This is a genomic window from Micromonospora sp. NPDC049151, assembly GCF_040648395.1.
Classification (GTDB): Bacteria; Actinomycetota; Actinomycetes; order Mycobacteriales; family Micromonosporaceae; genus Micromonospora.
On sequence record NZ_JBEZDP010000003.1, the window covers coordinates 86,545 to 110,091 of the forward strand.

The following is a 23,547-nucleotide window of genomic DNA, read 5'->3' on the forward strand; positions in this document are numbered from 1 at the left end:
AGGCGGCCACCGGGCCCCTGGCCGGCCGTGCCGCCGCCCCCGCCACCCATTCCAGCGCCGAGGAGAACGCGGCCGGAAAAGCGGCTCTGACCGCATATTCCGGCTATCTCGACGCGTCCCGGGCGGCCAGTGCGCGCAGCGATCCGTCCCATCCCGCTCTGACCCGATTTCTGGCTGACCCGCTGCTGACCCGGGTGCGAATGGCGATTCTCGACGCGAAGGAGCACGGCGCGATGCGTACCGGGAAACTGCTCTCCGACCCCGAGGTCGTCTCGGTCGACCTGGCCGCCCGCCCACCCACCGTCGAGATCCAGGACTGCCTGGACTCGAGCGGCTACCGACTCGTCTACGCCAAGGACCGCAAGGCCGTACCGGGCACCCGCGGCGGGCGCTACCTGGCCACCGCCACGGCGGTCCGCTTCCCGGACGGCCGGTGGCTGATCAACGGCGGCAGCGCACACCAGGACCAGCCGTGTTGACCTGGGGAGGAAGGGGTGTCCCGGCCCGGCCGACCCGGGCCGGGACGTCCCGCCGGCTGCTGCTCGCCGCCGGCCTGGCCGCGTTGCTGACGCTCGCCGGCGCACCCGTGCGCGCCGCCGACCCGGGCGGTTCGTGCCCGCCGGAGCAGACCGACTGCGACGTCTGGGACGACGACCCCGGCACCCCGGGCGGGCCGGGTGGCCCCGGTGGCGGCGGGGACAACGGCGGCGGGGGCGGCAACGGCGGCGGCACCGCGAAGTGCCAGTGGAACGGCCGCGCCATCCCCTGCTACAACGAGGCGCTCGGCTGGTTCAACAACGCCGACGGCTGCTACTACAAGCTCGCCGAGCCGCAGGACGAGGCGCCTCCCGGCAAGCAGTGGTACCAACTGACCTGCAACGGCGGCGACACGGGCAGCATGCGCCAGGCACTCCTGGACGCCCCGCCGCCCGGCTACGGCACGCCGCCGGACCCGGAGGAACTGGCCCGCCGCGCGCTGGCGTCGATCTCGCTGCTCCCGCCACGCGCCTCGGTCGCGCCCCGGCGCAGCCAGGGACCGGGCCTGGTCGGGCTGCCGGTCTGGATGTGGGCCAGCCCGGGTGCCTCGTACTTCGGGCCGCTGTCCGCCTCCGCCTCCGACCGGGGGCTGACCGTGGAGATCACCGCCAGGGTGGACCGGATCGTCTGGCACATGTCCGACGACATCGACGTCACCTGCCACGGGCCGGGCACGCCGTACCGGGCCGACGGGCCGAACGCCGGCTCCGCCTCACCCGACTGCGGCCTCGACCAGGGCTATCCGAAGGCGGGCACCTACCGGGTCAGCGCCACCACGTTCTGGACCGTCGAGTGGTCCGGCGGCGGGGAGAGCGGCGTGATCGCCCAGAGCCGGTCCAGCGGCGTCATCCCGGTACAGATCAACGAGCTTCAGGTGGTGACCCGATGAGTGTGGTGGCAGCCCGTAACGGATCCCCGGTGGAGGCGCCGGTCGCCCCGCCGAAGGTGGTCCGGCAACGACGCGTCCGGCCCGGCCTGCTCGGCCTGGCGGTCCTGCTGATCGCCCTCGGCGGGCTGGGCGCGGCGTTCGCCGTCACGTCGGTCCGCTCCACCGGCACGTACCTGGCCGTGGCCCGGCCGGTCGACGTGGGACGGCAACTGACCGCCGACGACCTGGTGCCGGTACGCGTCTCCGGCGGCCGCGAACTCCGGCCCGTACCCGCCGACCGGATGGACGAGGTGCTGGGACTGCGGGCGGCCGTCCGGCTCACCCCGGGCACGCTGCTCACGGCGGCGCAGCTCACCGAGGCCCCGCTGCTCGGCCCCGGTCAGCAGCAGATCGCGCTGGGGCTCAAACCCAAGCAGGTGCCGGCCCGCAAGCTGCACCCCGGCGACAAGGTCCTGCTGGTCAGCACGCCGAGCAGAAGCACCAACAGCACCGACGCCGCGCGCGGCGGCGGGACCCGGTTCGAGGGCACGGTGATCGACAGCGTCACGCCGCAGAGCGGCGACGTGGTGGTCTACCTGGCGCTGACCGTACGGGACGTGCCGGCGGTCGTGGCGCTCGCCGCCGACGACCGGATCGCGCTCGTCCTCACCGAGGCGGCCTGATGGCGATCATCGCCCTGGTCTCGGCGAAGGGCTCGCCGGGCGTCACCACGGCGGCACTCGCCGCCGCGCTGAGCTGGCACCGGCGGCTCGTGCTGGCCGAGTGCGACCCGGCGGGCGGCTCGATCCTCGCCGGTTACCTCGGCGGGGCGCTGGACGGCCCGCGCGGCATCGGCGAACTCGCCGTGGGCGAGCTGCGCGACGGCAGCCTGGAGCGCGCGTTCTGGTCCCAGCTGGTCGACCTGGACGCGCCGCGCCGCGAGCGGCTGCTGCTGCCGGGCGTGGTGGACCCGGCCCAGGCCGGCAGCGTCATCCCGCTCTGGCAGCGCTTCGCCGACTACTTCGTCGGGCTGGAACGGGGCGAACCGCCGTACGACGTGCTCGTCGACTGCGGCCGGCTGGCGGTCGGCGGTCCACCGTGGCCGCTGCTGCGGGCCGCCGCGGTGGTGCTGCTGGTCACCCGCGCGCACCTGCCCGACCTCTCCGCCACCCAGGCCACCGCCCGCGCGATCGAGCGGGACCTCACCGAGCACCGCGTACCGCCCGGCACGCTGCGGCTGCTTGTGGTCGGCGACGGGCACGGCACCAGCGAGATCAGCAAGGTGCTGCGGCTACCGGTGATCGCCCGCCTGCCGCACGACCCGCGTACCGCCGAGGTGCTCGGCCACGGCGGCACCGTACGGGCGAACCGGCCGCTGATGCGCGCGGCCGGCGCCCTTGAGGTGCCCGTCCGGGCGCTGCTGGACCGGCGGCGGGCCCGGCTCGCCTGGCCCGGGGCGACCTCACCGCGCGCGGTGACCGCGTCGAGTGCGCCGGGGGTGCCCGGTGCGGTTTGAGCCGGTCTCCCACGACCCACGCGGACAGCAGCCGGGCGTCCTCTCCACGGTCCCGCCGCTCGCCCCGCCGAACGGCCGGCACCACGTCCCCGGTCCGGCACCGGCCGCGGCGCCGGCGCCACCGCCGCGCCCCCGGGTCGACTTCGCCGTGGTCCGCGAACTGCGCCGGGAACTGAGCGAACGGCTCACCCACTGGCAGCGCGGACGCGAGTTCGACGCCGACGCCGAGGAGGTCGAGCGCGCCCGGCTGGCGGTCGCCGTGGTCTCCGCGTACGCCGACTCGGTACGCCGGTCCGGCACGCCGATGGCCGCGGACGAGGAACGGCTGCTGCTCGACCAGGTGACCGCCGAACTCGTCGGGCTGGGCCGGCTCCAGACGCTGCTCGTCGACGACAGCATCGAGGAGGTGCACATCCTCGGCTGCGACCAGGTACGCGTCACCCGGCACGGCGGCGGCGTCGACTGGGCCGAGCCGATCGCCGAGACCGACGACGAGCTGGTGGAGATCCTCCAGGCGGCGGCCCGCCGCGCGGGTGCCACCGAGCGGTCCCTGTCCACCTCGAAGCCCACGCTCGACCTGCAACTACCGGACGGCAGCCGGCTCGCCGCCGTGTTCCTGGTCAGCCACCGCCCGTACGCGGTGATCCGCAAGCACAACACGCTCGAAGTCAGCCTGGAGGACATCACGGGCGCCCGGCCGGACCTGGACGAGATGATCGATCCGCTGCTGCGCGACTTCCTCCGCGCGTCCATGCGCGCCGGGCTGAACATCATGGTCGCCGGGCTCGCCGGGGCCGGGAAGACCACGATCATCCGTGCGCTGATGGACGAGATCCCGGCCGACGAGCCGTACGTGCTGCTGGAGGAGAGCCGGGAACTGCTGCCCGCCCGGCGCGGGCACAAGCACCGGGCGGTGATGAGCTTCGAGTCCCGGGAGGGGCACGGCGAGCGCGGCGCGGACGGGCGGCCGGCGGGTGAGGTGAGCATCGCCGACCTGATCCCGGTGTCGCTGCGCATGGGCGTGCTGCGGATCATCGTCGGCGAGGTGCGGTCCCGGGAGATCGTGCCGATGCTCCAGGCGATGACCACCAGCCGCGGGTCGATGTGCACCATCCACGCGCGTACCCCCTCGGGAGTGAGCGAACGCATCATCGAGCTGGCGCTGTCGCACGGCCGGGAGATGACAGTCGACCAGGCCCGCCGCATGGCGGGCAACGCGCTCGACCTGATCGTCTACGTCACGGTCGAGGACGAGACCGCCATCGGCGGGCGTAAGTACCGGTTCGTCTCACACGTCAAGGAGGTCATCGGCGTCGGCGAGGGCAACCGGATCACCACGACGACCGTCTTCGGTCCCGGGCCGGACGGCCGCGCGGTCCCCCGCCACCTGCCCGAACGCATCCGCGACCAGCTGCTGCGCGTCGGCTACGACGCCCGCCTGCTCACCCGGTTCGTCGAGGCCGGCGTGGGCGCGTGGCGGCGGCCCCGGCACACCCGCCTCGGCGCGCGGCCGAACGGGGGCCGGGCGTGACACAGATCGAACTGATCGCCCTGGTCTCCGGTGCCGCGTGCGTGGCCGGGCTGGTGCTGACCGTGGTGGCACTGGTCGGCACCCGCCGTCCACCCGGCCCGGCACCGGGCGCCCGGCCGGGCCTGAGCCGGCTCTGGACCGGGTCCGGCGCGAGCCGCGCCGACCAGCGCCGCTACCAGTTCCTGCTCGGCGCCGCAGTGGTGGCCGGGGCGTTGGCGTTCCTGCTCACCGGGCTGCCGGTGGTCGGCCTGCTGGTGGCGCTCGCGGTGCCGGGCGTGCCGTGGCTGTTCGCCGTCGGCCGGGCCGAGCAGCGGGCCATCGCGCGGGTCGAAGCCGTAGGCGAGTGGACCCGGCGACTCAAGGACATCTCCGCCACCGGTCAGGGCCTCCAGCAGGCGATCATCGGCACCATCGCCACCGCGCCGGAGGAGATCCAGGAGGAGGTACGCACGCTCGCCGCCCGCCTCCAGGCCGGCTGGCTGGCCCGCTCCGCGCTGCTCGCCTTCGCCGACGAGATCGCCGACCCGGTCGCCGACCAGGTGGTGGCCGCGCTGATCCTGCACCTCACCGATCGGGGGGAGCGCCTCGGCGACGTGCTCGGGTCGATCGCCACCGCCGCCTCGGCCGAGGTGACGACCCGGCGCGAGGTCGAGGCGAAGCGCACCCAGCCCCGGTTCGCGGTCCGCTTCCTCACCGGCATGACGCTGGCGACCCTGGCGTACGGGCTGGTGAACAGCGACTACATCCGTCCCTACGGCACGGTGACCGGCCAGCTCGTGATGGCGGTGCTCGGTGCCGCGTTCGTCGGCCTGCTGGTCTGGGTGCGCTCGATGAGCCAGCCGCCCCGGCCGGCGCGCTTCCTGCCGGCGCCCGACCTGGAGGAGGCGATCGCGTGAGCGTCCTCAACTGGCAGATGGCCGTCGCGGTGGTCGGCGGGTGTGCGATCGGGCTCGGGCTGTTCCTGGTGGTACGCGAGGCGCTGCCCGCCACTCCGGCGCTCGGCCCGGCGCTGCGCCGGCTGCACCAGCCGCCCGGCCAGGCCCCGGCCGCCGGTGCCGGGCCGGACTGGCTCGGCGGGTTCGCCCGCTGGCTGCGCCCGCCGCACCGGCAACTGGCCCTGCTCGACCGCACCCCCGAGCAGTACGCGCTGTCCGTCCTGCTCTCCGCGCTCGTCGGATTCGCCACCCCGGCGGTCGCCTCGGCAGTGCTCTTCGTCGGCGGGGTGGCGCTGCCGATGGCCGTACCGGTGCTGGCCAGCCTGGGCCTGGCGCTCGTGGCCGCCCTGCTCGCGCACCGCTCGGTGCTGGTCAAGGCGGACGCCGCCCGGGACGAGTTCCGGCAGGCGGTCTGCACCTACCTCGACCTGGTGGCGTTGCAGCTCTCCGCCGCGCACGGCCCGGTGCAGTCGCTGGAGCGCGCGGCGGCGGTCTGCGACGGCTGGGTCTTCGACCGGATCCGGGAGGCGCTGCGGCTCGCCCAGCTCCAGATGCACTCGCCGTGGGACGAGTTGCAGGAGCTGGCCGAGCGGATCGGCATCCCGGAGCTGGGCGACGTGGGCGCCATCATGCGCTCCTCCGGCAGCGAGGGCGCCCAGGTGCACGAGACGTTGCGGTCCCGTGCCGACTCGCTGCGCGACCAGATCCGCACCGACAACCTGGCCCGCGCCGAGGGGGTGACCAGCAAGTTGGACATCCCCGGCTCGCTGCTGGTGTTCGTCCTGCTCGGCTTCGCCATCTATCCGTTCCTCGCCCGTCTGTGAACCCCCATCCCGCGAAGGAGACGACCATGTACCTCTTGACCTACCTGTATGTGGCAACCCGAAGCCGCCTCGCCGAGCTGCGACGGGACGGCGAGCGGGGCGACAGCCCGGTGCCGACCGCCGTCATCATCTTCGGCCTGGTCGCGGTCGCCATGGCGGTCACCGCTGTCGCCCTGGCCAAGGCCAACGACTGGATGGACGCCATCCCGGACCACGTCGAGCCGGGCGCGGAGTGATGCCCCGCCCCGCCCGTACGGTCCGGAGCCGGCCGGCGTCCGCCGGCCGGCCCCCCGGCCCGTCCGGTCCGGGGCGGATCGCCGCTGCCCTGCGTACCCGCCTGGCCGAGGGCGAGCGGGGTGCCAACCCGGTCGAACTGGCGGTGGTGATGCCGGTGATCCTGGTGCTGCTGTTCGGCTCGATCCAGGTCGCGGTCTGGTTCGTCGCCCGGTCCACAGCGCTCAACGCCGCGCAGACCGGGGTGAACGCCCAGCGCACCATCGACGCCGGGCCGGACGCCGGCCGGGAACGGGCGACCAGCTTCCTGAAACGCTCCGGGGACTGGCTGGTCGGCTGGGAGAAGACCGGGCCGACCTGCGAGGAGACCGAGACCGCTGTCACCTGCACGGTGCGGGGGCGGTCCCTGTCCGTCGTCCCGGGCGTCTCGTTCGAGGTCACGCAGACCGCGCGCGGCCCGGCCGAACGGTGGACCACCGGATGAGCGCCGGGCGGCGACGCGAGCGCGGTTCCGTCTCGATCGAGGTGGCGGTGCTCGCCCCCGCCTTCATCGGGCTGATGGTGCTGGCCGGAGTGGCCGGGCGCACCGCCGTCGCGGACGAGGCGGTCGAGTCGGCCGCCCACGACGCCGCCCGGGCCGCCTCGCTCGCCCGCAACGCCGACGACGGTGCGGAGGCCGCCGAGGTGGCGGCCCGGGACCAACTCGGCTGGGCGGCGCTCAACTGCGCGGGCCCGCCGCAACTGGAGCTGGCCGGCTCGGTGGCCGGCAAGACGACGAGCTTCGCCGCCGCGTACGAGAGCGCCGCCGGCGTGCCGGCGACAGTGACGGTCACGGTGACCTGCACCGTCTCCTTCGACGACCTGAGCGCCCCCGGCCTGCCCGGTGTGCCCGGCGGCAAGACCGTCTCGGCGAGCTTCACCTCGCCGCTGGACACGTACCGGAGTCGCGGATGACCGGGCGGCACGGCGCGGAGAGCGGCCGGGTGAGCCTGTTCCTGGCCGTGGCGATGACGGGTGTGCTCGCCGTCATCAGCCTCGCCTACGACGGCGCCGGGCAGCTACGCGCCCTGCAACGCGCGGACAACCTGGCCGCCGAGGCGGCCCGCAGCGGCGGCCAGATGATCGACCGGGCCCGCGCCATCGAGGGCGGCCCGAAACGGATCGACCAGGTCGCCGCCCGCGCGGCCGTGGCCGACTACCTCGACGCCGCGGGCGGCGTCCACGACCACGAGGTCGACTTTCCCGTGGTCGGCGCCGAGACCCAGATCCAGGTCCACGTGCGGATCGTCTACCGCCGGGATCTGCTCGGCCTGTTCGGCGCGTCGAAGACCGCCACCGTCACCGGTGAGGCCACCGCCCGGGCGCTCACCGGACCACCGTAGGAAGGAAGGCCGCCATGGGTGCACTCCGACGCTCCCCCGTCCGCCGCGCCGGCCAGGTCCTCACCGGGCTCGGCGCCCTCGTCGTGCTCGTCGGTGTGCTGGCCGGGGGCCCGATCGCGTTGCTGGCGTTCGCCGGCAACCCGCTGCCGGACCATCTGCCCACGCTGACCGAGATCGGTACGGCGTTGACCAGCCGCGACGATGGTCAGCTGTTCCTGCGGGCGCTTGCGGTGGTGGGCTGGTTCGGCTGGGCGACGTTCGCGTTCTCCGTGCTGGTGGAACTGTGTGCGGCGGTGGTACGCCGGCCGGCGCCGAAGCTCCCGGGCATGGGTCGCCAGCAGAAGGCGGCCGCCGCGCTCGTGGGTTCGGTCGCGTTGATCCTGGCCGCGAGCCCGGCCGCGGCGAGTGCCGCCGCGCTCACCGCCCCGGCGGCTGCCGCCCCGGCCGTCGCCGCTTCCGCAGTCACCTCGCCGGCCGTCGCAGCGCCAGGTGCCGCAGGACCGGCCCCGGCCGCGTCGAAGGCCGGGGATCCGGCCGTGTACCGGGTGGCGAAGGGCGACTACCTGGGCGAGGTGGCGGATCGCTATCTGGACGACTTCGACCGCTACCGGGAACTGGCCCGGCTGAACCGGCTCACCGACCCGGACCGGATCCGCCCGGGTCAGCTCATCACGTTGCCGGAGGACGCGACGGACTCGGGTGCCCGGCGGCACGCCGCCGGACGGATCGTGGTCACCAAACCGGCCGAGACGGCGCCGGCGAAGCCGGGTGGGGGCGGCGCCTCGTCGACCACTCCGAAGGCGAAGCCCAAGCCCACGCCGCGGGACGCGACGCCCACCGTGGAGGCACCCGTGGGTCAGCCGCCGGCCATGTCGGCGGGAGCGTCCCGGGCCACGGCCGAGGAGGGCATCAACCGGCCGCTCGCCATCTCCGCGGTGCTGGCCGTGGCGAGCATCGTGGGCGCGCAGATAGGCGCGCTGCTCGGGCTGCGCAAGCGGCCGGCGCCCGCCCGCGCGCTGTCGAGCGGGCGGCACCGGCGGGGTTGACTCAGGGCAGCCGGGCCTCGACCTGGCCGGACACCACGCGCGTGGGCAGCACGACCTGGTCGTTGGCGGCCGGGCCGTGCACCACCTCGCCGCCGTCGAGCCGGAACGCGCTGCCGTGCCAGGGGCAGACCACGCAGGGGTGGCCGTCGATCTGCTCCACCTTGCCCTCGCCGAGCGGGCCGCTCTGGTGCGGGCAGCGCTCCAGCATCACGGTGACGTCGTCGCCGTCCCGGTAGAGGAGCACCGAGACGTCGTCGATCTTCTTGGTCACCAGCTCGTGCCGGGGCAGGCTGCCCAGGTCGCCGACCCGGTGCCAGCCGTCGCTGATCAGGTGCAGCTCGGAGACGCTCTGGCTGGCCTGGGCACCCTGCTTGTACGCGAGATGCCCGCCCAGGTACGCCCCGCCGCTCGCGGCGGACAGCCCCAGATAGGACAGCGCCCGGCCGAGGCCGTGCCGCCCGTTGAGCCGGGCCGCCAGCGAGCCGGCGAACAACGCCAGGCCGACCGTGTTGGCGGCGGCGTGCACCAGCCCGACCCGACGCTGGTCGCGGGAGAGCGTGGCCCAGTCGTTGAGCCCGGCGAGCGCGGCGGGCACGGCGCTGACCGTACCGAGACCCACCAGCGCGGTGGCGGCCCGGCGCTGGCCGGGCAGCAGGTCCACCACGGCGGCGGAGATCCAGGCGCCGACCGGCACCTGCACCATCGCGGGGTGCAGCGGATGGCCGAGCCACACGCCGTGCAGCGCGTCGCGTACGCGCTGGGAACGCAGCGTGCCCTGGACGGCGCGCTGCAACCGGTCGCCCACCCGGTCGAGACCGGTGGCCTGTTCGATCTTCGTCAGTAGTTCGCGCACCCGTTCCGACTTCCCGGCAGGAGAGCCCCCAAACCGGACGCCCCGGGAATTCCCTCGCAGGTGCGTCGCGGGCATGCTGAGCCCATGGGGGTACGCGTCGAGCACGCCGGTGCCGTGACCACTGTGATCCTGGACCGGCCCGGGGCACGTAACGCCGTGGACGGGCCGACCGCCCGGGCGCTCGCCGACGCGTTCCGCGCGTTCGACGCCGACCCGGACGCGGCGGTCGCCGTGCTCTGGGGCGCGGGCGGCACGTTCTGCTCCGGCGCCGACCTCAAGGCCGTCGGCACGCCACGCGGCAACCGCGTCGAGTCCGACGGCGACGGGCCCATGGGCCCCACCCGGATCCGGCTGTCCAAGCCGGTGATCGCCGCGATCTCCGGGTACGCGGTCGCCGGCGGGCTGGAGCTGGCACTCTGGTGCGATCTGCGGGTCGCCGAGTCGGACGCCACGCTGGGCGTGTTCTGCCGCCGGTGGGGCGTACCGCTGATCGACGGCGGGACGGCCCGGCTGCCCCGGCTGATCGGCGAGAGCCGCGCGATGGACCTGATCCTCACCGGCCGTCCGGTGGGCGCCGACGAGGCGTACGCGATGGGTCTGGTCAACCGGCTGGTCGCGCCGGGTGAGGCCCGCGCGGCGGCCGAGGAGCTGGCCGCCGGGATCGCCCGGTCTCCGCAGACGTGCCTGCGCAACGACCGGGCCGCGGTGCTCGACGGCGCGGGGCTGCCGGAGCCGGAGGCGATGGCGGCCGAGCTGGCCTACGGTCTGGAGTCACTGGCGGCGGACGGGGTACGCGGCGCCGGCCGGTTCGCCGCCGGGGCCGGCCGGCACGGTGCGCCGGCCGGCTGAGGCGTCACTTCAGCGCGCGCAACGCGTCCTCGATGGCGCGGTGGAACGTCGGGTACGCGTAGATCATGTGCCGGAGCTGGCTGATCGGCACCGCCGCGTGCACCGCCACGACGAGCGCGGAGAGCACCTCACCACCGGCCGGCCCGGCCGAGGTGGCACCGACGAGGACGCCCTGGTCGGCGTCGGCGATCAGCTTGATGAACCCGGCGTTGCCGGTCTTGTGGATCCAGCCGCGGGCCGACGAGGTGAGGTCGGCGTATCCGACCTGGACGTTGACGCCGCGCTCGCGGGCCTGCTGCTCGGTGAGGCCTACCGCGCCGACCTCGGGGTCGGTGAACGTGACCCGGGGCAGCGCCCGGTAGTCGGCGACCGGGACGCTGCCGGGCGCTGCGGTCGAGCCGCCCGCGCTCATCGCGCCGCCGACCGCGCTGACCACCCCGGCCGCGCCGCCGACGACACTCGCGGTGCCGCTGGCGTCCGGGCCGCCCCTGGTACGCCGCATGTGGTCGAGTACGTCGGCCACCACGATGCCGGCCTGGTACATGGCGATGTGGGTGAACGCGCCCTCGCCGGTGAGGTCGCCGACCGCCCAGATCCCGCCGGTGACGTGCATCCGGTCGTTCACCGGCAGGTAGCGCTGTCCGGCGTCCACCCCGACCGTGTCCAGGCCCAGCTCCTCCAGGTGTGCCCTGCGGCCGGTCACCACGAGCAGCTTCTCGCCGGTGAACTCGGCGCCGTCGGCGTACACGGTGAACGCGCCGCCGTCGTGGCCGACCCGGCCGGCCCTGACCCCGGTGTGGATCTCCACCCCGTCGGCGCGCAGCGCGTCGGCGGCGAGCGCGGACGCCTCCGGCTCCTCGACGGCGAGCACCCGGTCGGCCGCCTCGATGACCGTCACCCGGACGCCGAACCGGGCGAAGACCTGCGCGAGTTCCAGCCCGATCGCGCCGCCGCCGAGCACCAGCAGCGACGCGGGCAGCTCCTCGACCTCGATGGCCTGGTGATTCGTCCAGTACGGCGTGTCGGCCAGCCCGTCGATCGGCGGGACCGACGGCCGGGTGCCGGTGCCGAGGACCACCCCGTAGCGCGCCTCGAAGACCTGGTCGCCGACGCGTACCCGGTTCGGGCCGTCGAGCCGCCCGCTGCCCCTGACGAACCGGCCGCCCTTGCCGGTGAACCGGTCCACCGCCGCCTTGTCGTCCCAGGTGTCGGTGGCCTCGGCCCGGATCCGCTTCGCCACCGGCGCCCAGTCGGGCCGCACCTGGGCGGAGCCGGCCAGCTCGTTCACCCGGTGCGCCTCGGCCAGCGCGTTCGCCGCGCGGATCATCATCTTGCTCGGCACGCACCCCCAGTAGGGGCACTCGCCGCCGACCAGGTCCCGTTCGATGCCGACCACTGTGAGGCCGGCCTCGGCGAGCTTCCCGGCCACCTCCTCGCCGCCGACGCCGAGCCCGACAACGACCACATCCACCAGCTCCGGCTCCGCCATTCCGCAAGCATTCCGTACGTTCGGGACACCGGCCACCGCACCGGGCCCGAATTCCCGCGCCGCTGACGAGGGCGACCGCCTACCGTGGCCGCATGCACGCGCGCTTCGCCCCGGTCCGGGACTGCTTCCACGACCTGTTCGCCACCGGCCGGGAGACCGGCGCGTCGCTGGCGGTGTGGCACGACGGCGTACCGGTGATCGACCTGGTGGGCGGCACGTCGGCGGAGGTCCCGCCCGGCGCGGTCGTCCCGGCGGCGGGGGCGGACCGCGCGTGGCGGCCGGACACACTGGTCGACGTCTACTCGACCGGCAAGCCGGTGGTGGCGCTCTGCCTGCTGCTGCTCGTCGACCGGGGCCGGGTCGACCTGGACGCGCCGGTGTCCGCGTACTGGCCGGGATTCCGCGCCCCGGCCACGGTGCGGCAGGTGCTCGCCCACACGGCCGGGCTGCCCGCCTTCCCGGTGCCCCGGCCCGCCGAAGCGATCGCCGACTGGGACCTGCTCTGCGCCGACCTGGCGACGGCCGAGCCGGAGTGGACGCCGGGCACCGTCGCGGCCGAGCACGCCTGGACGTACGGGCACCTGGTGGGCGAGCTGGTCCGCCGGGTGGACGGGCGCTCGGTGGGCCGGTTCCTGGCCGAGGAGATCGCCGGCCCGTGGCGCCTGGACCTGGCGTTCGGCCTGGGTGCCGCCGACCGCCGCCGGTGCGCCGACCTGTCGTACGGCGATCCGGCCTGGCCGGACCGGGCGGGCGGCGAGCCGGGCTCGCTGTGGGCGCGTGCGCTGGACAATCCGCCGGGCGGGCGCGACGTGGCGATGGTGAACAGCGACCTGTGGCGGGCCGCCGAGATCCCGGCGGTGAACCTGCACGCCACCGCCGCCGGGCTCGCCCGGCTGTACGCGGGCCTGCTCGCCGGCGGCACCCTGGACGGGGTACGCCTGTTCAGCCCGGAACTGGTCGCGGAGGCGACGCGGGTGCAGTACTCCGGCCCGGACCTGCTGCTGGAGCGGCCGGTGAACTGGACGCTCGGCATGCAGTGGGAGCCGGACGGCAGTTGGGGCATGGGCGGAATCGGCGGCAGCAGCGCCTGGGCCGACCCCGGGCGGCGCTACACCTTCGCGTACGCGACAGCGCGGCTCGCCGACCACGACCGGGTGGAGGAGCTGACCGAGGTGCTGCACTTTTGCCTCTGACCGACCGTCACGTTCGGTGACATCTGGGCATCGTCACACAGCGCATTCGGCTGGCCGGGCGGCCCTGCGGTCCCTTTTCCGACTTTGCTCTGCAGCCATCGACGCAGCACCGCCCTGAGCAGGGATTTCCTCGCAGGTCCGAAAACCGCGCGGGGCGGAGGTGATCACGCTCCGCGACCGCTGCGGATATGGCTGCAGAGCAAAGGGGATCGGAGGTGGAAGGTTTCGGCAGGGCACGCATCACTGGCAGTCACCGAGGAAGCCGAGCCCCGACGCGCCGCGCAGCCGCGCCACCACCCGGCCTTGCAGCAGCGCTCGTGCCGTTGTCGCAGCAGGCCGACGGCCCTGCCGGCACGGAGGTCCGCGCCGGCGGCGTTCGTATCGTGCGCGGGCGACGACCTACGCGGCGCTTTCCGTCCGCGCGAGCCAGCGGGCGGCTTCAGCGGAGCCAGACCGGGTCGGCGCCGGGCACCTCCAGCGGCGGCGGGTAGTCGAGCGTGCGGCGGGTCTCGTCGGGCAGCCGCCACGGCTGGTGCACCGCCTTGCCCGCCACCGGCTCCAGCTCGGGCACCCAGCGTCGCACGTACGCGCCGTCGGGGTCGTAGCGCTCGGCCTGCCGTACCGGGTTGAAGCCGCGGTACGGCCGGGTGTCGTTGCCGGTGCCGGCCACCCACTGCCAGTTGCCCGAGTTGTTGACCCGGTCGCCGTCGAGCAGCCGGCGGAAGAAGACCTCCAGGCCGGGCCGCCAGTCCAGCCCGAGGTGCTTGGTCAGGTAGCCGGCGGTGATCAGCCGGGCCCGGTTGTGCATCCAGCCCTCGGCGCGCAGCTGGCGCATGCCGGCGTCCACGATCGGCATGCCGGTCCGCCCCTCGACCCAGGCGTCGAACGCGTGCGCGTCGTCGCGCCAGTCCTCCCGCGCGCCGCGCCGGTAGGCGACCGTGGACAGGTCGGGGAAACCGGCCACCACCTGGTGGTAGAAGTCGCGCCAGCAGAGCTGCCTGACGAACGGCCCGTCCCGGTCGCCGGCCCGGTTCGCCACGGCCAGTGGCGAGACGCAGCCGAAGCGCAGGTACGGGCTGAGCCGCGAGGTCTCGTCGCCGGCCATGTCGTCGTGGATGTCGTCGTACCGATCGAGGGTGGGCAGCCAGGCGGTGAGCCGGCGCCGGGCGACGGCCTCGCCGCCGACGGCGGCATCCGGGCTGTCGCCCTTCGGTGGGTCCGGCAACCGGCCGGGGTCGAGGCCGTCGGGCAGCCGGACCCGCTTCGGCGCGGCCAGTTCGTCCCGCAGGCGCACGCCCTGCCAGGCCCGGAAGTAGGGGCTGAAGACGCGGTAGTGGTCGCCGCCGCCGGGGCGCAGCGCGCCCGGCTCGACGATGGTCAGGCCGGGGAACAGGCGCAGGAACATCCGGTGCCGCTCGCACTCGGCGCGCAGGCGGCGTTCCCGACGGTGGGCGTAGCGGCTCACGTCGGCGGAGAGCCCGACGCCCTCGGCGCCCACCTTCCGGGCCAGCCTCACCGTCTCGGCCACCGGGTCGCCGCGCCTGATCACCAGGTCGCCACCGCGCCTGCGCAGCGCCTCGCGCAGGTCGGCCAGGCTCTGGTGCAGGAACCGGGTGCGGTTCGGCGAGAGCTTCCGCAGCGCCGGGTCGAGCACGTAGAGCGGCACCACCCGGTCGAACGCGGAGCAGGCGGCGGCGAGCGCCGGGTGGTCGTGCACCCGCAGGTCACGGGTGAACAGCACGACGGCCGTGCGGCCGGTCATCCGGCCAGGGCCGGTTCCAGTGCCGGGCCGGGCACCCGCACCGGCGTGCCGGACGGGGTGAGCAGCGCCCGCGCGGCCACCGCCATCCGCCGCCGCTGCGGCACCAGGGCCCGGCGGACGAAGACGTCGTAGTCCTGCGCGGCCACCTCGTCGAGGATGCCGCCGTAGAGCGCGTACGCGGTGCGCATGCACGCCTGCGAGGCGGGGTGGAGCAGCGGGATGCCCGGCGCGGCGGCGACGTAGTGGGCCTGGGCGCGGGTCACCTCGTACTCGATCAGCTCGCGGATACGTGGCGTGGTGCGGCCGGCGGCCTTTGCCGCGAGCAGGTCGTCACGGGTGACGTCGAACTTGGCCAGGTCCTCGTCGGGCAGGTAGGTCCGGCCCCGGTCGAGGTCCTCGGCGACGTCCCGGATGAAGTTGGTGAGTTGGAACGCGAAGCCGAGCTGACGGGCGGGCTCGCGGGCGGCGGCCGGGTCGGAGCTGCCCAGGATCGGCAGCATCATGGTGCCGATGACGGCGGCCGAACCCTCCATGTAGTCGAGCAGGTCGTCGTAGGTCGGGTACGACATGACCGTCAGGTCCATCGCCATGCTGCGCAGGAACGACGCGAAGTCGTCGCGGTCGAGGTCGAACACGGCGATGGTGTGCAGCACCGCGGGAAGCAACGGGTCGTCGACCGACGCACCGCGCAGCCCGGCCACGAATCGATCCGACCACTCGCGCAGCCGGGCGGCGCGCTCGGCCGGCGGCAGGTCCTCGGTGCGGTCGACGATCTCGTCCGCGTAGCGGGTGAAGCCGTACAGGGCGTGCACATGCCGCCGTTTCCAGGCGGGAAGCAGCCGGGTGGCGAGATAGTAGGTACGGCCGTGACGGCGGTGCAGCTCGCGGCAACGGTCATAGGCAGCGGTCAGATCCGTGTCCATCGGCCCTCCTCAGTTTCGACGCAGCAATCGACGCAACTCGTAACCCTAGGGTACGCTCGCCCACATGGCCAACGACGCAGTTGCGGGTAACGCGCTCCGCGTCGCGCCGGCTCAGCCCGGGGCGACGGACGATCCGGTCCGCGGCGTACTGGCCGCGTTCACGAAAGACCTGATCAAAGGAGTCGATGAGACGCTCACGGCGTTCCTGGCCGCGGAGGTCGAATCGCTCACCGAGATCGACGCAGCGATGGGTGGTTTCGCCGCGACGGCACGCGACTGCGTGCTGGCCGGCGGCAAACGGGTCCGCCCCACGTTCGCGTACTGGGGATGGCGGGGTGTGGTCGGCGGGGAGGAGCCGCTGTGCTCGGTGCTCCCGGCGCTGTCCGCGCTCGAACTGCTGCACACGTTCGCGCTGGTGCACGACGACGTGATGGACGCCTCCGACACCCGGCGCGGGCTGCCCACCGCGCACCGGGCCGCCGCCGCCCGGCACCGGGCCGCCGGACACACCGGCGACCCCGACCGGTACGGCGAAGCCGTCGCCGTCCTCATCGGCGACCTCTGCATGGTGTGGGCCGACCGGCTCATGGCACACGCGGCAGTCCCGGCGGACCGGCTGCTCGACGTACGCCGCTGCTACGACCAGATGCGGGTGGAGACGGTCGCCGGGCAGTTCCTGGACGTGCTCGGCGAGAACGACCCGGCGAGCTGGACCGTCGACCGGGCACTGCGGGTGGCCCGGTACAAGACCGCCAGCTACACCGTCCAGCGTCCACTGCTGTTCGGCGCCTGCCTGGCCGGCGCCGACGCGGACGACCCGCTCATCGCCGCGTACACCAGGTACGGCCTGGCCGTCGGCGAGGCGTTCCAGCTCCGCGACGACCTGCTGGGCGTCTACGGCGACCCGGAGACCACCGGCAAGCCGGCCGGGGACGACCTGCGGACCGGCAAGCCGACGGCCCTGCTGATGCTGGCCCGGCAGCTCGCCGACCCGGCGCAGCGCCGGGCCCTGGACCGGGCCGGCTCGGTCACCGCCGACCACGAGGTGGACCGGCTCGCCGACGTGGTCCGGGACACCGGGGCCGCGGCCCGGGTGGAGCGGATGATCTCCGACCGGGTCACCGACGCACTCGCCGCGCTCGACACCGCACCGATCGATGAGACCGCGCGCACGGCGCTGACCGGTCTCGCCACCGCCGCCACGGCGCGGCGGGCATGATGAGCAACTTCGTGAGCAAGGGGGCCGGAATGCGTACCGTCAAGGGACGGACCGACCGGGTGGTAGTGGTCGGCGCCGGGCTGGGTGGACTGGCCTGCGCGCTGCACCTGGCCGGCAGCGGCCGGCAGGTGACGGTGCTGGAACGCGAGCCGGTGCCGGGCGGGCGCGCCGGGCGGCTAAGCGTCGACGGGTACGAGTTCGACACCGGCCCGACCGTCCTCACCATGCCCGACCTGATCGCCGAGGCGCTCGGCGCGGTGGGCGAGGAGCTGACCGACTGGCTCGACCTGACCCCGCTCGACCCGGCCTACCGCGCGTACTACCCGGACGGGTCGACGCTCGACGTCATCACCGACACCACCCGGATGGCCGCCGAGATCGCCCGGGTCTGCGGGCCCCGGGAGGCGGACGGCTACCTGCGTTTCGTCGACTACGCCCGCAACCTGTGGCAGTGGGAACGGGCCGACTTCATCGAGCGCAACCTCGACGCGCCGACCGACCTGATCACCGGCAACCTGCTGAAGCTGTTCGCCAACGGCGCGTTCCGGCGACTCCAGACGAAGATCAACCAGTTCTTCCGCGACCCGCGTACCCAGCGGATCTTCTCCTTCCAGGCCATGTACGCGGGTCTGTCGCCGCACGACGCGCTGGCGATCTACGCGGTCATCGCGTACCTCGACTCGGTGGCCGGGGTGTGCTTCCCGCGCGGCGGCATCCACGCGGTCTCGCGCGGCATGGCCGGCGCCGCCGAGAAGCACGGCGTGCAGATCCGGTACGGCACCACGGTGACCCGGGTGGAGACCGCCAACGGCCGCGCCACCGGCGTCGTCACCGCGGACGGCGACTTCGTCCCCGCCGACACTGTGGTGCTCAACCCGGACCTGCCGGTCGCCTACCAGGACCTGCTGCCGCCCAGCCGGCAGCGCAAGCTCACCTACTCGCCGTCCTGCGTGGTGCTGCACATCGGCTCGACGCAGGGCTATGGCAAGATCGCCCACCACAACATCCACTTCGGGCGCTCCTGGAAGGGCACGTTCGACGAGGTGATCCGCCGAGGCGAGCTGATGACCGACCCGTCGCTGCTGGTGACGAACCCGAGCCGCACCGACCCGTCGGTCGCGCCGGCCGGAAGGCACGCCTACTACGTGCTGGCCCCGGTACCGAACCTGGAACGGGCGCCGTTCGACTGGCCGGGCGACCTCACCGACCGGTACGCCGAACAGCTCGTCGGCACGCTGGAGGAGCGCGGCTACGTCGGGTTCGGCGACGGCATCGAGGTGATGCGGGCGGTCACCCCGGCCGACTGGGAGGCGCAGGGCATGGCCGCCGGCACGCCGTTCGCCGCCTCGCACAGCCTCTTCCAGACCGGCCCGTTCCGCCCCGCCAACCTGCACCGGTCCCTGGAGAACGTGGTGTTCGTCGGCTCCGGCACCCAGCCGGGCGTCGGCGTGCCGATGGTGCTGATCAGCGGCAAGCTCGCCGCCGCCCGGGTCACCGGGGCGATGTCGTGAGCGAGCGGGAGACCCACCTGGTCGAGCTGGTCGACGACGACGGGCGGGTGCTCGGCGAGACCACGGTCGCCGCCGCGCACCAACCACCCGGGCGGCTGCACCGCGCCTTCTCGGTGCTCCTCGTCGACCCCGAGGGGCGGGTGCTGTTGCAGCAGCGGGCCCCGGTCAAGACGCGGTTCCCGCTGCGCTGGGCGAACTCCTGCTGCGGGCACCCGCTGCCCGGCCAGTCGCCGGCCGAGGCCGCCAACCGGCGGCTCGCCGAGGAACTCGGCATCGACCCGGTCGACCTCACCGAGGTCGGCGTCTACCTCTACTACGCCGAGGACCCGGCGACCGGCCGGGTCGAGTTCGAGTACGACCACGTGCTGCGCGCCGACGTACCCGCCGACCTGGCCACGCGGCCCGACCCGGACGAGGTGGCCGGCCTGCGCTGGGTCGACCCCGGCGCGGTGGTGGCCGACCTGGACGCCCACCCGCGCGAGTACGCCCCGTGGCTGGGCGGCGTGGTCAACCGGCTGCTGCACCCGACCGACGCGTCCCGGCCGGGTGTACCGGCCACCGAGGCACCGGAGCGGTCGGGTGGCCGATGAGGCGCTGAGCGCGGGGGCCGTCGCACGCCGTCTGGGCGTGGCGGTCACCACGCTGCGCACCTGGCACCAGCGCTACGGCCTCGGTCCCAGCGAGCACATACCGGGCCACCACAGGCGCTACACGCCCGCCGACCTGGCCCGGCTGGAGATCATGCGCCGGCTGACCGCCGAGGGGGTCGCGCCCGCCGAGGCGGCCCGCTGGGCCCGGCAGGCGCCGGCCGTGCTGCCGCCGGAGCGGCTCGGCCTCAAGGCACGGGTCTCGACGGTACGCGACGGCGGCGGCACCACCATCCCGGTCGGCCGGGCCGGGCCGGCGGCGCGTGGGCTGGCCCGTGCCGCGATGCGGCTGGACTCGGTGACCATCAGCCAGACCATCGCCGACGCGCTGGCCGCCGACGGAGTGGTGGCGACGTGGGAGGGGCTGCTGCGGCCGGTGCTGGCCGGCATCGGGGAGCGGCACGCCGCCACCTCCGCGCTGATCGAGGTGGAACACCTCATGTCCCGCTGCGTGTCCGAGGCGTTCGCCACAGTGGCGTGGGCCTACCGGACCACCGGGCCGCCCCGGATCCTGCTCTCCTGCGCCGACGAGGAGCAGCACTCGCTGCCGCTCGAGGCGCTCGGCGCCGCGCTGGCCGAGGCCGGTGTGAGTTATCGCATGCTCGGCGCCCGGGTGCCGGTGCCGGCCCTGGTCGAGGCCGTCAACCGGACCGGGCCGGCGGCTGTGGTGCTGTGGTCGCACATCCGCGCGACCGCCGACCCGTGCCAGCTCAGCGCGTTGCTGGCGGTGCCGCGCCGGCCGCTGCTGGTGCTCGCCGCCGGGCCCGGCTGGCGGGCCGACTCGCTGCCGGCCGGCGTGGTCCGGCCGGTCGGTTTGGCCGAGGCGCTGTCGCTGGCCGTGGCGGTACGGGACTCGCTGGACCAGTCGACGACAAGCTGAACCCCTCTCCCGTTCCGGGGCGGCGTCCACTACGGTCGGAAAGTCCGTCTGACCCCGACCCCTCCGGGAGCGACGAATGCGTCCACGCGCCCTGTCGGCGCTCGCCCTGGGCCTGGTACTCCTCGTCACCGGCTGCGGCGATCCCGGCAAGTCACCCGAGAAGGCCGCCGCACCGCCGTCGGCCTCGGCGTCGCCCTCACCGGCGCCGGTGACGAAGCCCTCACCGACCCACACCCCCGCGAAGCCGAAGCTGCGCCCGCTGCCGAAGAAGCTGCCGGCGGGCCTGCACCGGGCCAGCGGGAGCAAGGGCGTGGCGCTCACCTTCGACGACGGGCCGGATCCGCGCTACACCCCGCAGATCCTGGCCCAGCTCCGGACTGCCGGGGTGAAGGCCACCTTCTGCGTCGTCGGCAAGCAGGCCAAGCGCTACCCGGAGCTGGTGGCCCGGATCGCCCGGGAGGGCCACCAGCTCTGCAACCACAGCTGGCACCACGACGTGAACCTGGGCCGGCGCTCCCCGGCCGAGATCCGGTCCGACCTGGAGCGGACCAACCAGGCCATCCACGCCGCCGCACCGAAGGCGCCGATCACCTGGTTCCGCCAGCCGGGCGGCCGCTGGACGGCCGAGGAGGTCACGATCGCCGGGCAGATGGGCCTGCGCCCACTGCACTGGAGCGTCGACCCGCAGGACTGGGACCACCCACCGGCGAAGACGATCATCAAGCGGGTGACGGGCGCCACCCGGCACGGCTCGGTCGTGCTGATGCACGACGCGGGCGGCGACCGGGCCCAGACGATGGCCGCCTGCCGGCACCTGATCCCGGACATCAAGCGGCGGTACGGCATCGCCCTACCGCGCTGAACTGCGGTTTTGTCCGACTCCCCGGTCAGGCCGATACCGGTTTGGTCGTCCGCGCAGGCATGACATATGCTTCTCCTGCCTCCGGCGGGGCCGGATGGGAGCAAGTCCGCTTGAAGTTGCGAGTGTGCAATGATGGCGGGGCCGCCCTCATCGTCTAGCGGCCCAGGACGCCGCCCTTTCAAGGCGGTAGCACGGGTTCGAATCCCGTTGGGGGCACGGTCCGGCTCGCGCCGGATGCAACACCAGCCAGGTCCTGTGGAGCAGTTGGAGTGCTCGCCGCCCTGTCAAGGCGGAGGTCGCGGGTTCAAGTCCCGTCAGGACCGCAAGCGCTGACGCCGCGCAGCTCGATGCGCGGCGTTCTGCGTATCGGCCCGTGCGGTAGCATGTGCCGAGCACCACGGCCAGGTAGCTCAGTTGGTACGAGCGTCCGACTGAAAATCGGAAGGTCGGCGGTTCGACCCCGCCCCTGGCCACATAGCCTTTCGCCGGGCTACAGGAACGCCGACCAGCGGAGACGCGGGTCGGCGTTCTGCTTTGCGGCCCCAGGAAGCCACAACTACTCTCTGCAATCGAGCCCTCGCGCCGGCTCGATGCGCGACAGCCGCATCGGGAGTCGCAGCCCGGCCGCTTGATGGACTCGGCCGGGTGCTCCGGAACGTGGAACGGGTACTCGCGCCGCACGTCCCGCGTCTAGGGTGAGCGGGCCCGCCGAGCGGCGGACCGAACGCCACCGGAAGGTCGCCTGTGCGTGCGCTGCGTACGGCCCTCACGCCGGTCCTCGTCCTCGCCGTGGTGCTGCTCGGCGGCTGTGGCCGGATCTCGGGGCTCCTGGACTCCGTCTCCCTGTTCCATCCGGTCTGGTCCACCGATGGCTGGGTCTACTACCTACGGGAGGTGACCTCGACCTCGGGCTCGGACCAGGCCGAGGTGTGGCGGCAGCGGCCCGACGGGAGCGCCGAGGAAGCCGTTCTCACACGCGCCCCAGCGGTGTCCGCCTGCGAAGCGGGCCTGTTCAGCTTCCTCTTCGCCGGCCCGGGCGGCGACCTCGGGCTGGCCCTCGAATGCGGCTGGGACCGAACGGAGCTGCTGAGCTACTCGCCCGCCGACAAGACGTTCGAGCCTCTGGCGTCGACGCGCTTCCTCGCCGGTGCCGCACTCGTGAACGGTGGCGGCGGGGGATATGTGCAGGCGCCCCGAGAGTGCGGTCCGGGCGGCGTCCAGCTGCTCGCCGACGGGAAGGCGTACGAGTTCGGCTCTCCGGTGACGGTGGGCGGACTGACCTTCAATCCCAGCGGCGGTGACACGGACTGCGAGTCGACGGTGCTGGCACGGTCGCCCGCAGCGCTGGGTGAGCGGCTGTTCTTCATCACCGCACCCGACTCCCTCGGCAGGTTGCCGCTGCCGCCCGAGGTGAGTCCGGACGACCTCACCTGGCACCTGACCGAGTGGGACGTCGGCTCGGCCACAGCCCGGTTCGTCACGAAGCTCCCCGGCCTCGCCGACCTGGCGGTGTCGCCGGACGGCCGGTCGGTGATCGCCGCCGTCGCGACGGACCACGTGGGCGGGGTCTGGTCGGTCGATGTCGGCAGCGGCAGGAAGACGAGGATCGCCGACGGTGAGCGCGCGCATCACCCGAGCTTCTCGCCCGACGGGACGCGGTTCGTCTACGTCGAGGGCTTCGAACGGCTGAAGTTCGCCGAGGCACGGTAAGTCGCCGGTCGGGTCGGGGAATTCGCGATCAGGGCGAAACGCGAGCCGCTCAGCGGCTCAAGTACGGGTAAGCCATCGCCCAGACCACTCGCCATCGGGCCGGTCCCCACCGGCGGACGGGCCGGTGGGGACCACGCCGCATCCGGCTCACACGGCGGCGGGCTGCTCCGCCGTGTCCGAGGCGCAGCAGGCGCTCTCGGCCACCTTCTCCAGCTGCGGCGAGTCGGCCTTGACCGTGTAGACCTCCCAGCGTTCGTCGCCGGGGCCGCGTACCCAGACCTTGTCCTGGAGCGCGTAGCAGCACTCGGTGTCGTTCTCCTCCAGCGTGATCAGGCCGGACTCGGTGAGCCGGTTGGTGGCCGCGTTCACCTCCTCGGTGGTGGCCACCTCGACCCCGAGGTGGTCCATCACCGTCGGCAGGCCGGGCTCACCTTCGAGGAGTACGAGCTTCAGCGGCGGGTTCTCCACCGCGAAGTTGGCGTAGCCGGGGCGGCGCTTTGCCGGCTCGACGCCGAACAGCTTGCTGTAGAAGGCCACCGATCCTTCGAGGTCGGACACGCGTAGGGCGAGCTGAACGCGGGACATGGGCGCTCCTTATCTAGATTTCTGTCGAAGCAGGGTCAACCTTGCCGCCTGTTTCGAAGGCTGTCAACCTAGAGAACCGTCGAAACAAGTATGTTGATCAAGGAGTTTGCGTCAGCCGGAGCCGGTGAGCCGGACACAAACTCCTTGATCACCGGAACGAGGGCGGCGGGGGCCGGGGGCGAAGGGCGGGG

The 23,547-nt window shown here is 73.8% G+C and carries 25 protein-coding genes and 3 tRNA genes; 23 read left to right on the top strand and 5 right to left on the bottom strand.

The genetic code is table 11. The features are described from left to right. Positions 1 to 17: 17 nt before the first annotated feature. Genes AB0B20_RS05375 through AB0B20_RS05430 form a run of 12 tightly spaced genes read left to right on the top strand, consistent with a single transcriptional unit; the run spans position 18 to position 8,873 of the window. A complete protein-coding gene (locus AB0B20_RS05375; protein WP_357385312.1) occupies positions 18 to 479 on the top strand; it encodes a hypothetical protein in 462 nt (153 codons plus the stop codon). Beyond that, positions 473 to 1,426 (top strand): hypothetical protein, encoded by a 954-nt coding sequence (locus AB0B20_RS05380; protein WP_357385036.1) that lies wholly within the window; start codon positions 473 to 475, stop codon positions 1,424 to 1,426. Before AB0B20_RS05375 ends, AB0B20_RS05380 begins: the two co-directional genes overlap by 7 nt. Further along, positions 1,423 to 2,088: an SAF domain-containing protein gene (locus tag AB0B20_RS05385; protein ID WP_357385038.1), complete on the top strand. Its 666-nt coding sequence runs from the start codon at positions 1,423 to 1,425 to the stop codon at positions 2,086 to 2,088. Before AB0B20_RS05380 ends, AB0B20_RS05385 begins: the two co-directional genes overlap by 4 nt. Continuing rightward, positions 2,088 to 2,921: a ParA family protein gene (locus AB0B20_RS05390; protein WP_357385040.1), complete on the top strand. Its 834-nt coding sequence runs from the start codon at positions 2,088 to 2,090 to the stop codon at positions 2,919 to 2,921. The genes AB0B20_RS05385 and AB0B20_RS05390 overlap by 1 nt, the downstream gene beginning before the upstream one ends. After that, entirely contained in the window at positions 2,911 to 4,452 is a 1,542-nt protein-coding gene (locus tag AB0B20_RS05395) for a CpaF/VirB11 family protein (protein ID WP_357468359.1), read from the top strand. Before AB0B20_RS05390 ends, AB0B20_RS05395 begins: the two co-directional genes overlap by 11 nt. Then, a complete protein-coding gene (locus AB0B20_RS05400; protein WP_357385044.1) occupies positions 4,449 to 5,348 on the top strand; it encodes a type II secretion system F family protein in 900 nt (299 codons plus the stop codon). The genes AB0B20_RS05395 and AB0B20_RS05400 overlap by 4 nt, the downstream gene beginning before the upstream one ends. A gap of 17 nt (positions 5,349 to 5,365) precedes the next feature. Continuing rightward, entirely contained in the window at positions 5,366 to 6,211 is an 846-nt protein-coding gene (locus AB0B20_RS05405; protein WP_357385314.1) for a type II secretion system F family protein, read from the top strand. Between the two features lie 26 nt (positions 6,212 to 6,237). Continuing rightward, a complete protein-coding gene (locus tag AB0B20_RS05410) occupies positions 6,238 to 6,447 on the top strand; it encodes a hypothetical protein (RefSeq protein ID WP_357385046.1) in 210 nt (69 codons plus the stop codon). Next, a complete protein-coding gene (locus AB0B20_RS05415; protein ID WP_357468362.1) occupies positions 6,447 to 6,929 on the top strand; it encodes a TadE/TadG family type IV pilus assembly protein in 483 nt (160 codons plus the stop codon). Before AB0B20_RS05410 ends, AB0B20_RS05415 begins: the two co-directional genes overlap by 1 nt. After that, positions 6,926 to 7,399 (top strand): TadE/TadG family type IV pilus assembly protein, encoded by a 474-nt coding sequence (locus AB0B20_RS05420; RefSeq protein WP_357468365.1) that lies wholly within the window; start codon positions 6,926 to 6,928, stop codon positions 7,397 to 7,399. The genes AB0B20_RS05415 and AB0B20_RS05420 overlap by 4 nt, the downstream gene beginning before the upstream one ends. Continuing rightward, positions 7,396 to 7,827: a hypothetical protein gene (locus tag AB0B20_RS05425; protein ID WP_357385053.1), complete on the top strand. Its 432-nt coding sequence runs from the start codon at positions 7,396 to 7,398 to the stop codon at positions 7,825 to 7,827. The genes AB0B20_RS05420 and AB0B20_RS05425 overlap by 4 nt, the downstream gene beginning before the upstream one ends. A gap of 14 nt (positions 7,828 to 7,841) precedes the next feature. Then, positions 7,842 to 8,873: a LysM peptidoglycan-binding domain-containing protein gene (locus AB0B20_RS05430; RefSeq protein ID WP_357468370.1), complete on the top strand. Its 1,032-nt coding sequence runs from the start codon at positions 7,842 to 7,844 to the stop codon at positions 8,871 to 8,873. A gap of 1 nt (position 8,874) precedes the next feature. On the opposite strand, the gene AB0B20_RS05435 is transcribed toward AB0B20_RS05430, so the two are convergent. Further along, complete coding sequence (locus tag AB0B20_RS05435; protein WP_357385057.1) at positions 8,875 to 9,726, bottom strand: Rieske 2Fe-2S domain-containing protein; 852 nt, start codon at positions 9,724 to 9,726, stop codon at positions 8,875 to 8,877. An 84-nt stretch (positions 9,727 to 9,810) separates the two neighbouring features. Between AB0B20_RS05435 and AB0B20_RS05440 the strand changes: the two genes are divergently transcribed. Next, complete coding sequence (locus AB0B20_RS05440; protein ID WP_357468373.1) at positions 9,811 to 10,575, top strand: crotonase/enoyl-CoA hydratase family protein; 765 nt, start codon at positions 9,811 to 9,813, stop codon at positions 10,573 to 10,575. A 4-nt stretch (positions 10,576 to 10,579) separates the two neighbouring features. Here AB0B20_RS05440 and AB0B20_RS05445 read toward each other — a convergent pair whose 3' ends face one another. After that, entirely contained in the window at positions 10,580 to 12,064 is a 1,485-nt protein-coding gene (locus AB0B20_RS05445) for an FAD-dependent oxidoreductase (protein ID WP_357385061.1), read from the bottom strand. Positions 12,065 to 12,156: 92 nt separating this feature from the next. On the opposite strand from AB0B20_RS05445, the gene AB0B20_RS05450 reads away from it, so the two are divergent. Then, entirely contained in the window at positions 12,157 to 13,257 is a 1,101-nt protein-coding gene (locus tag AB0B20_RS05450) for a serine hydrolase domain-containing protein (protein WP_357468376.1), read from the top strand. Between the two features lie 439 nt (positions 13,258 to 13,696). On the opposite strand, the gene AB0B20_RS05455 is transcribed toward AB0B20_RS05450, so the two are convergent. Together AB0B20_RS05455 and AB0B20_RS05460 are read right to left on the bottom strand one after the other, a co-directional pair. Then, the gene (locus tag AB0B20_RS05455; protein ID WP_357385065.1) at positions 13,697 to 15,019 is read right to left on the bottom strand and encodes a deoxyribodipyrimidine photo-lyase; all 1,323 of its coding nucleotides are present in this window, start codon (positions 15,017 to 15,019) and stop codon (positions 13,697 to 13,699) included. After that, the gene (locus tag AB0B20_RS05460) at positions 15,016 to 15,942 is read right to left on the bottom strand and encodes a phytoene/squalene synthase family protein (RefSeq protein ID WP_357468379.1); all 927 of its coding nucleotides are present in this window, start codon (positions 15,940 to 15,942) and stop codon (positions 15,016 to 15,018) included. Before AB0B20_RS05460 ends, AB0B20_RS05455 begins: the two co-directional genes overlap by 4 nt. Before the next feature lie 64 nt (positions 15,943 to 16,006). On the opposite strand from AB0B20_RS05460, the gene AB0B20_RS05465 reads away from it, so the two are divergent. The 9 genes from AB0B20_RS05465 to AB0B20_RS05505 all read left to right on the top strand — a co-directional run bounded on the left by AB0B20_RS05465 (position 16,007) and on the right by AB0B20_RS05505 (position 22,771). Beyond that, positions 16,007 to 17,161: a polyprenyl synthetase family protein gene (locus tag AB0B20_RS05465; RefSeq protein ID WP_357385069.1), complete on the top strand. Its 1,155-nt coding sequence runs from the start codon at positions 16,007 to 16,009 to the stop codon at positions 17,159 to 17,161. A gap of 29 nt (positions 17,162 to 17,190) precedes the next feature. Then, a complete protein-coding gene (gene crtI, locus AB0B20_RS05470; RefSeq protein ID WP_357385316.1) occupies positions 17,191 to 18,672 on the top strand; it encodes a phytoene desaturase family protein in 1,482 nt (493 codons plus the stop codon). Next, a complete protein-coding gene (idi, locus tag AB0B20_RS05475) occupies positions 18,669 to 19,262 on the top strand; it encodes an isopentenyl-diphosphate Delta-isomerase (RefSeq protein WP_357385071.1) in 594 nt (197 codons plus the stop codon). The genes crtI and idi overlap by 4 nt, the downstream gene beginning before the upstream one ends. Then, complete coding sequence (locus AB0B20_RS05480) at positions 19,252 to 20,199, top strand: MerR family transcriptional regulator (RefSeq protein ID WP_357385073.1); 948 nt, start codon at positions 19,252 to 19,254, stop codon at positions 20,197 to 20,199. Before idi ends, AB0B20_RS05480 begins: the two co-directional genes overlap by 11 nt. 76 nt (positions 20,200 to 20,275) lie before the next feature. Further along, a complete protein-coding gene (locus AB0B20_RS05485) occupies positions 20,276 to 21,061 on the top strand; it encodes a polysaccharide deacetylase family protein (protein ID WP_357468383.1) in 786 nt (261 codons plus the stop codon). 143 nt (positions 21,062 to 21,204) lie between these two features. Next, positions 21,205 to 21,277, top strand: a tRNA-Glu gene (locus AB0B20_RS05490). Positions 21,278 to 21,310: 33 nt separating this feature from the next. Further along, positions 21,311 to 21,384, top strand: a tRNA-Asp gene (locus AB0B20_RS05495). 76 nt (positions 21,385 to 21,460) lie between these two features. Next, positions 21,461 to 21,534: transfer RNA gene (locus tag AB0B20_RS05500), tRNA-Phe, on the top strand. Positions 21,535 to 21,805: 271 nt separating this feature from the next. Further along, complete coding sequence (locus AB0B20_RS05505; protein WP_357468387.1) at positions 21,806 to 22,771, top strand: hypothetical protein; 966 nt, start codon at positions 21,806 to 21,808, stop codon at positions 22,769 to 22,771. 147 nt (positions 22,772 to 22,918) lie between these two features. Here the strand turns inward: AB0B20_RS05505 and AB0B20_RS05510 are convergent, their stop codons facing one another. Continuing rightward, positions 22,919 to 23,356: an ArsI/CadI family heavy metal resistance metalloenzyme gene (locus tag AB0B20_RS05510; RefSeq protein WP_357468389.1), complete on the bottom strand. Its 438-nt coding sequence runs from the start codon at positions 23,354 to 23,356 to the stop codon at positions 22,919 to 22,921. Positions 23,357 to 23,547: the final 191 nt, after the last annotated feature.

Coding starts and splice junctions, on each gene's coding strand:
- AB0B20_RS05385 (WP_357385038.1), top strand. CDS start 1,423: ATGAGTGTGGTGGCAGCCCGTAACGGATCCCCGGTGGAGGCGCCGGTC.
- AB0B20_RS05390 (WP_357385040.1), top strand. CDS start 2,088: ATGGCGATCATCGCCCTGGTCTCGGCGAAGGGCTCGCCGGGCGTCACC.
- AB0B20_RS05405 (WP_357385314.1), top strand. CDS start 5,366: ATGGCCGTCGCGGTGGTCGGCGGGTGTGCGATCGGGCTCGGGCTGTTC.
- AB0B20_RS05410 (WP_357385046.1), top strand. CDS start 6,238: ATGTACCTCTTGACCTACCTGTATGTGGCAACCCGAAGCCGCCTCGCC.
- AB0B20_RS05415 (WP_357468362.1), top strand. CDS start 6,447: ATGCCCCGCCCCGCCCGTACGGTCCGGAGCCGGCCGGCGTCCGCCGGC.
- AB0B20_RS05420 (WP_357468365.1), top strand. CDS start 6,926: ATGAGCGCCGGGCGGCGACGCGAGCGCGGTTCCGTCTCGATCGAGGTG.
- AB0B20_RS05425 (WP_357385053.1), top strand. CDS start 7,396: ATGACCGGGCGGCACGGCGCGGAGAGCGGCCGGGTGAGCCTGTTCCTG.
- AB0B20_RS05430 (WP_357468370.1), top strand. CDS start 7,842: ATGGGTGCACTCCGACGCTCCCCCGTCCGCCGCGCCGGCCAGGTCCTC.
- AB0B20_RS05440 (WP_357468373.1), top strand. CDS start 9,811: ATGGGGGTACGCGTCGAGCACGCCGGTGCCGTGACCACTGTGATCCTG.
- AB0B20_RS05445 (WP_357385061.1), bottom strand. CDS start 12,064: ATGGCGGAGCCGGAGCTGGTGGATGTGGTCGTTGTCGGGCTCGGCGTC.
- AB0B20_RS05450 (WP_357468376.1), top strand. CDS start 12,157: ATGCACGCGCGCTTCGCCCCGGTCCGGGACTGCTTCCACGACCTGTTC.
- AB0B20_RS05455 (WP_357385065.1), bottom strand. CDS start 15,019: ATGACCGGCCGCACGGCCGTCGTGCTGTTCACCCGTGACCTGCGGGTG.
- AB0B20_RS05460 (WP_357468379.1), bottom strand. CDS start 15,942: ATGGACACGGATCTGACCGCTGCCTATGACCGTTGCCGCGAGCTGCAC.
- AB0B20_RS05465 (WP_357385069.1), top strand. CDS start 16,007: ATGGCCAACGACGCAGTTGCGGGTAACGCGCTCCGCGTCGCGCCGGCT.
- crtI (WP_357385316.1), top strand. CDS start 17,191: ATGCGTACCGTCAAGGGACGGACCGACCGGGTGGTAGTGGTCGGCGCC.
- AB0B20_RS05485 (WP_357468383.1), top strand. CDS start 20,276: ATGCGTCCACGCGCCCTGTCGGCGCTCGCCCTGGGCCTGGTACTCCTC.
- AB0B20_RS05510 (WP_357468389.1), bottom strand. CDS start 23,356: ATGTCCCGCGTTCAGCTCGCCCTACGCGTGTCCGACCTCGAAGGATCG.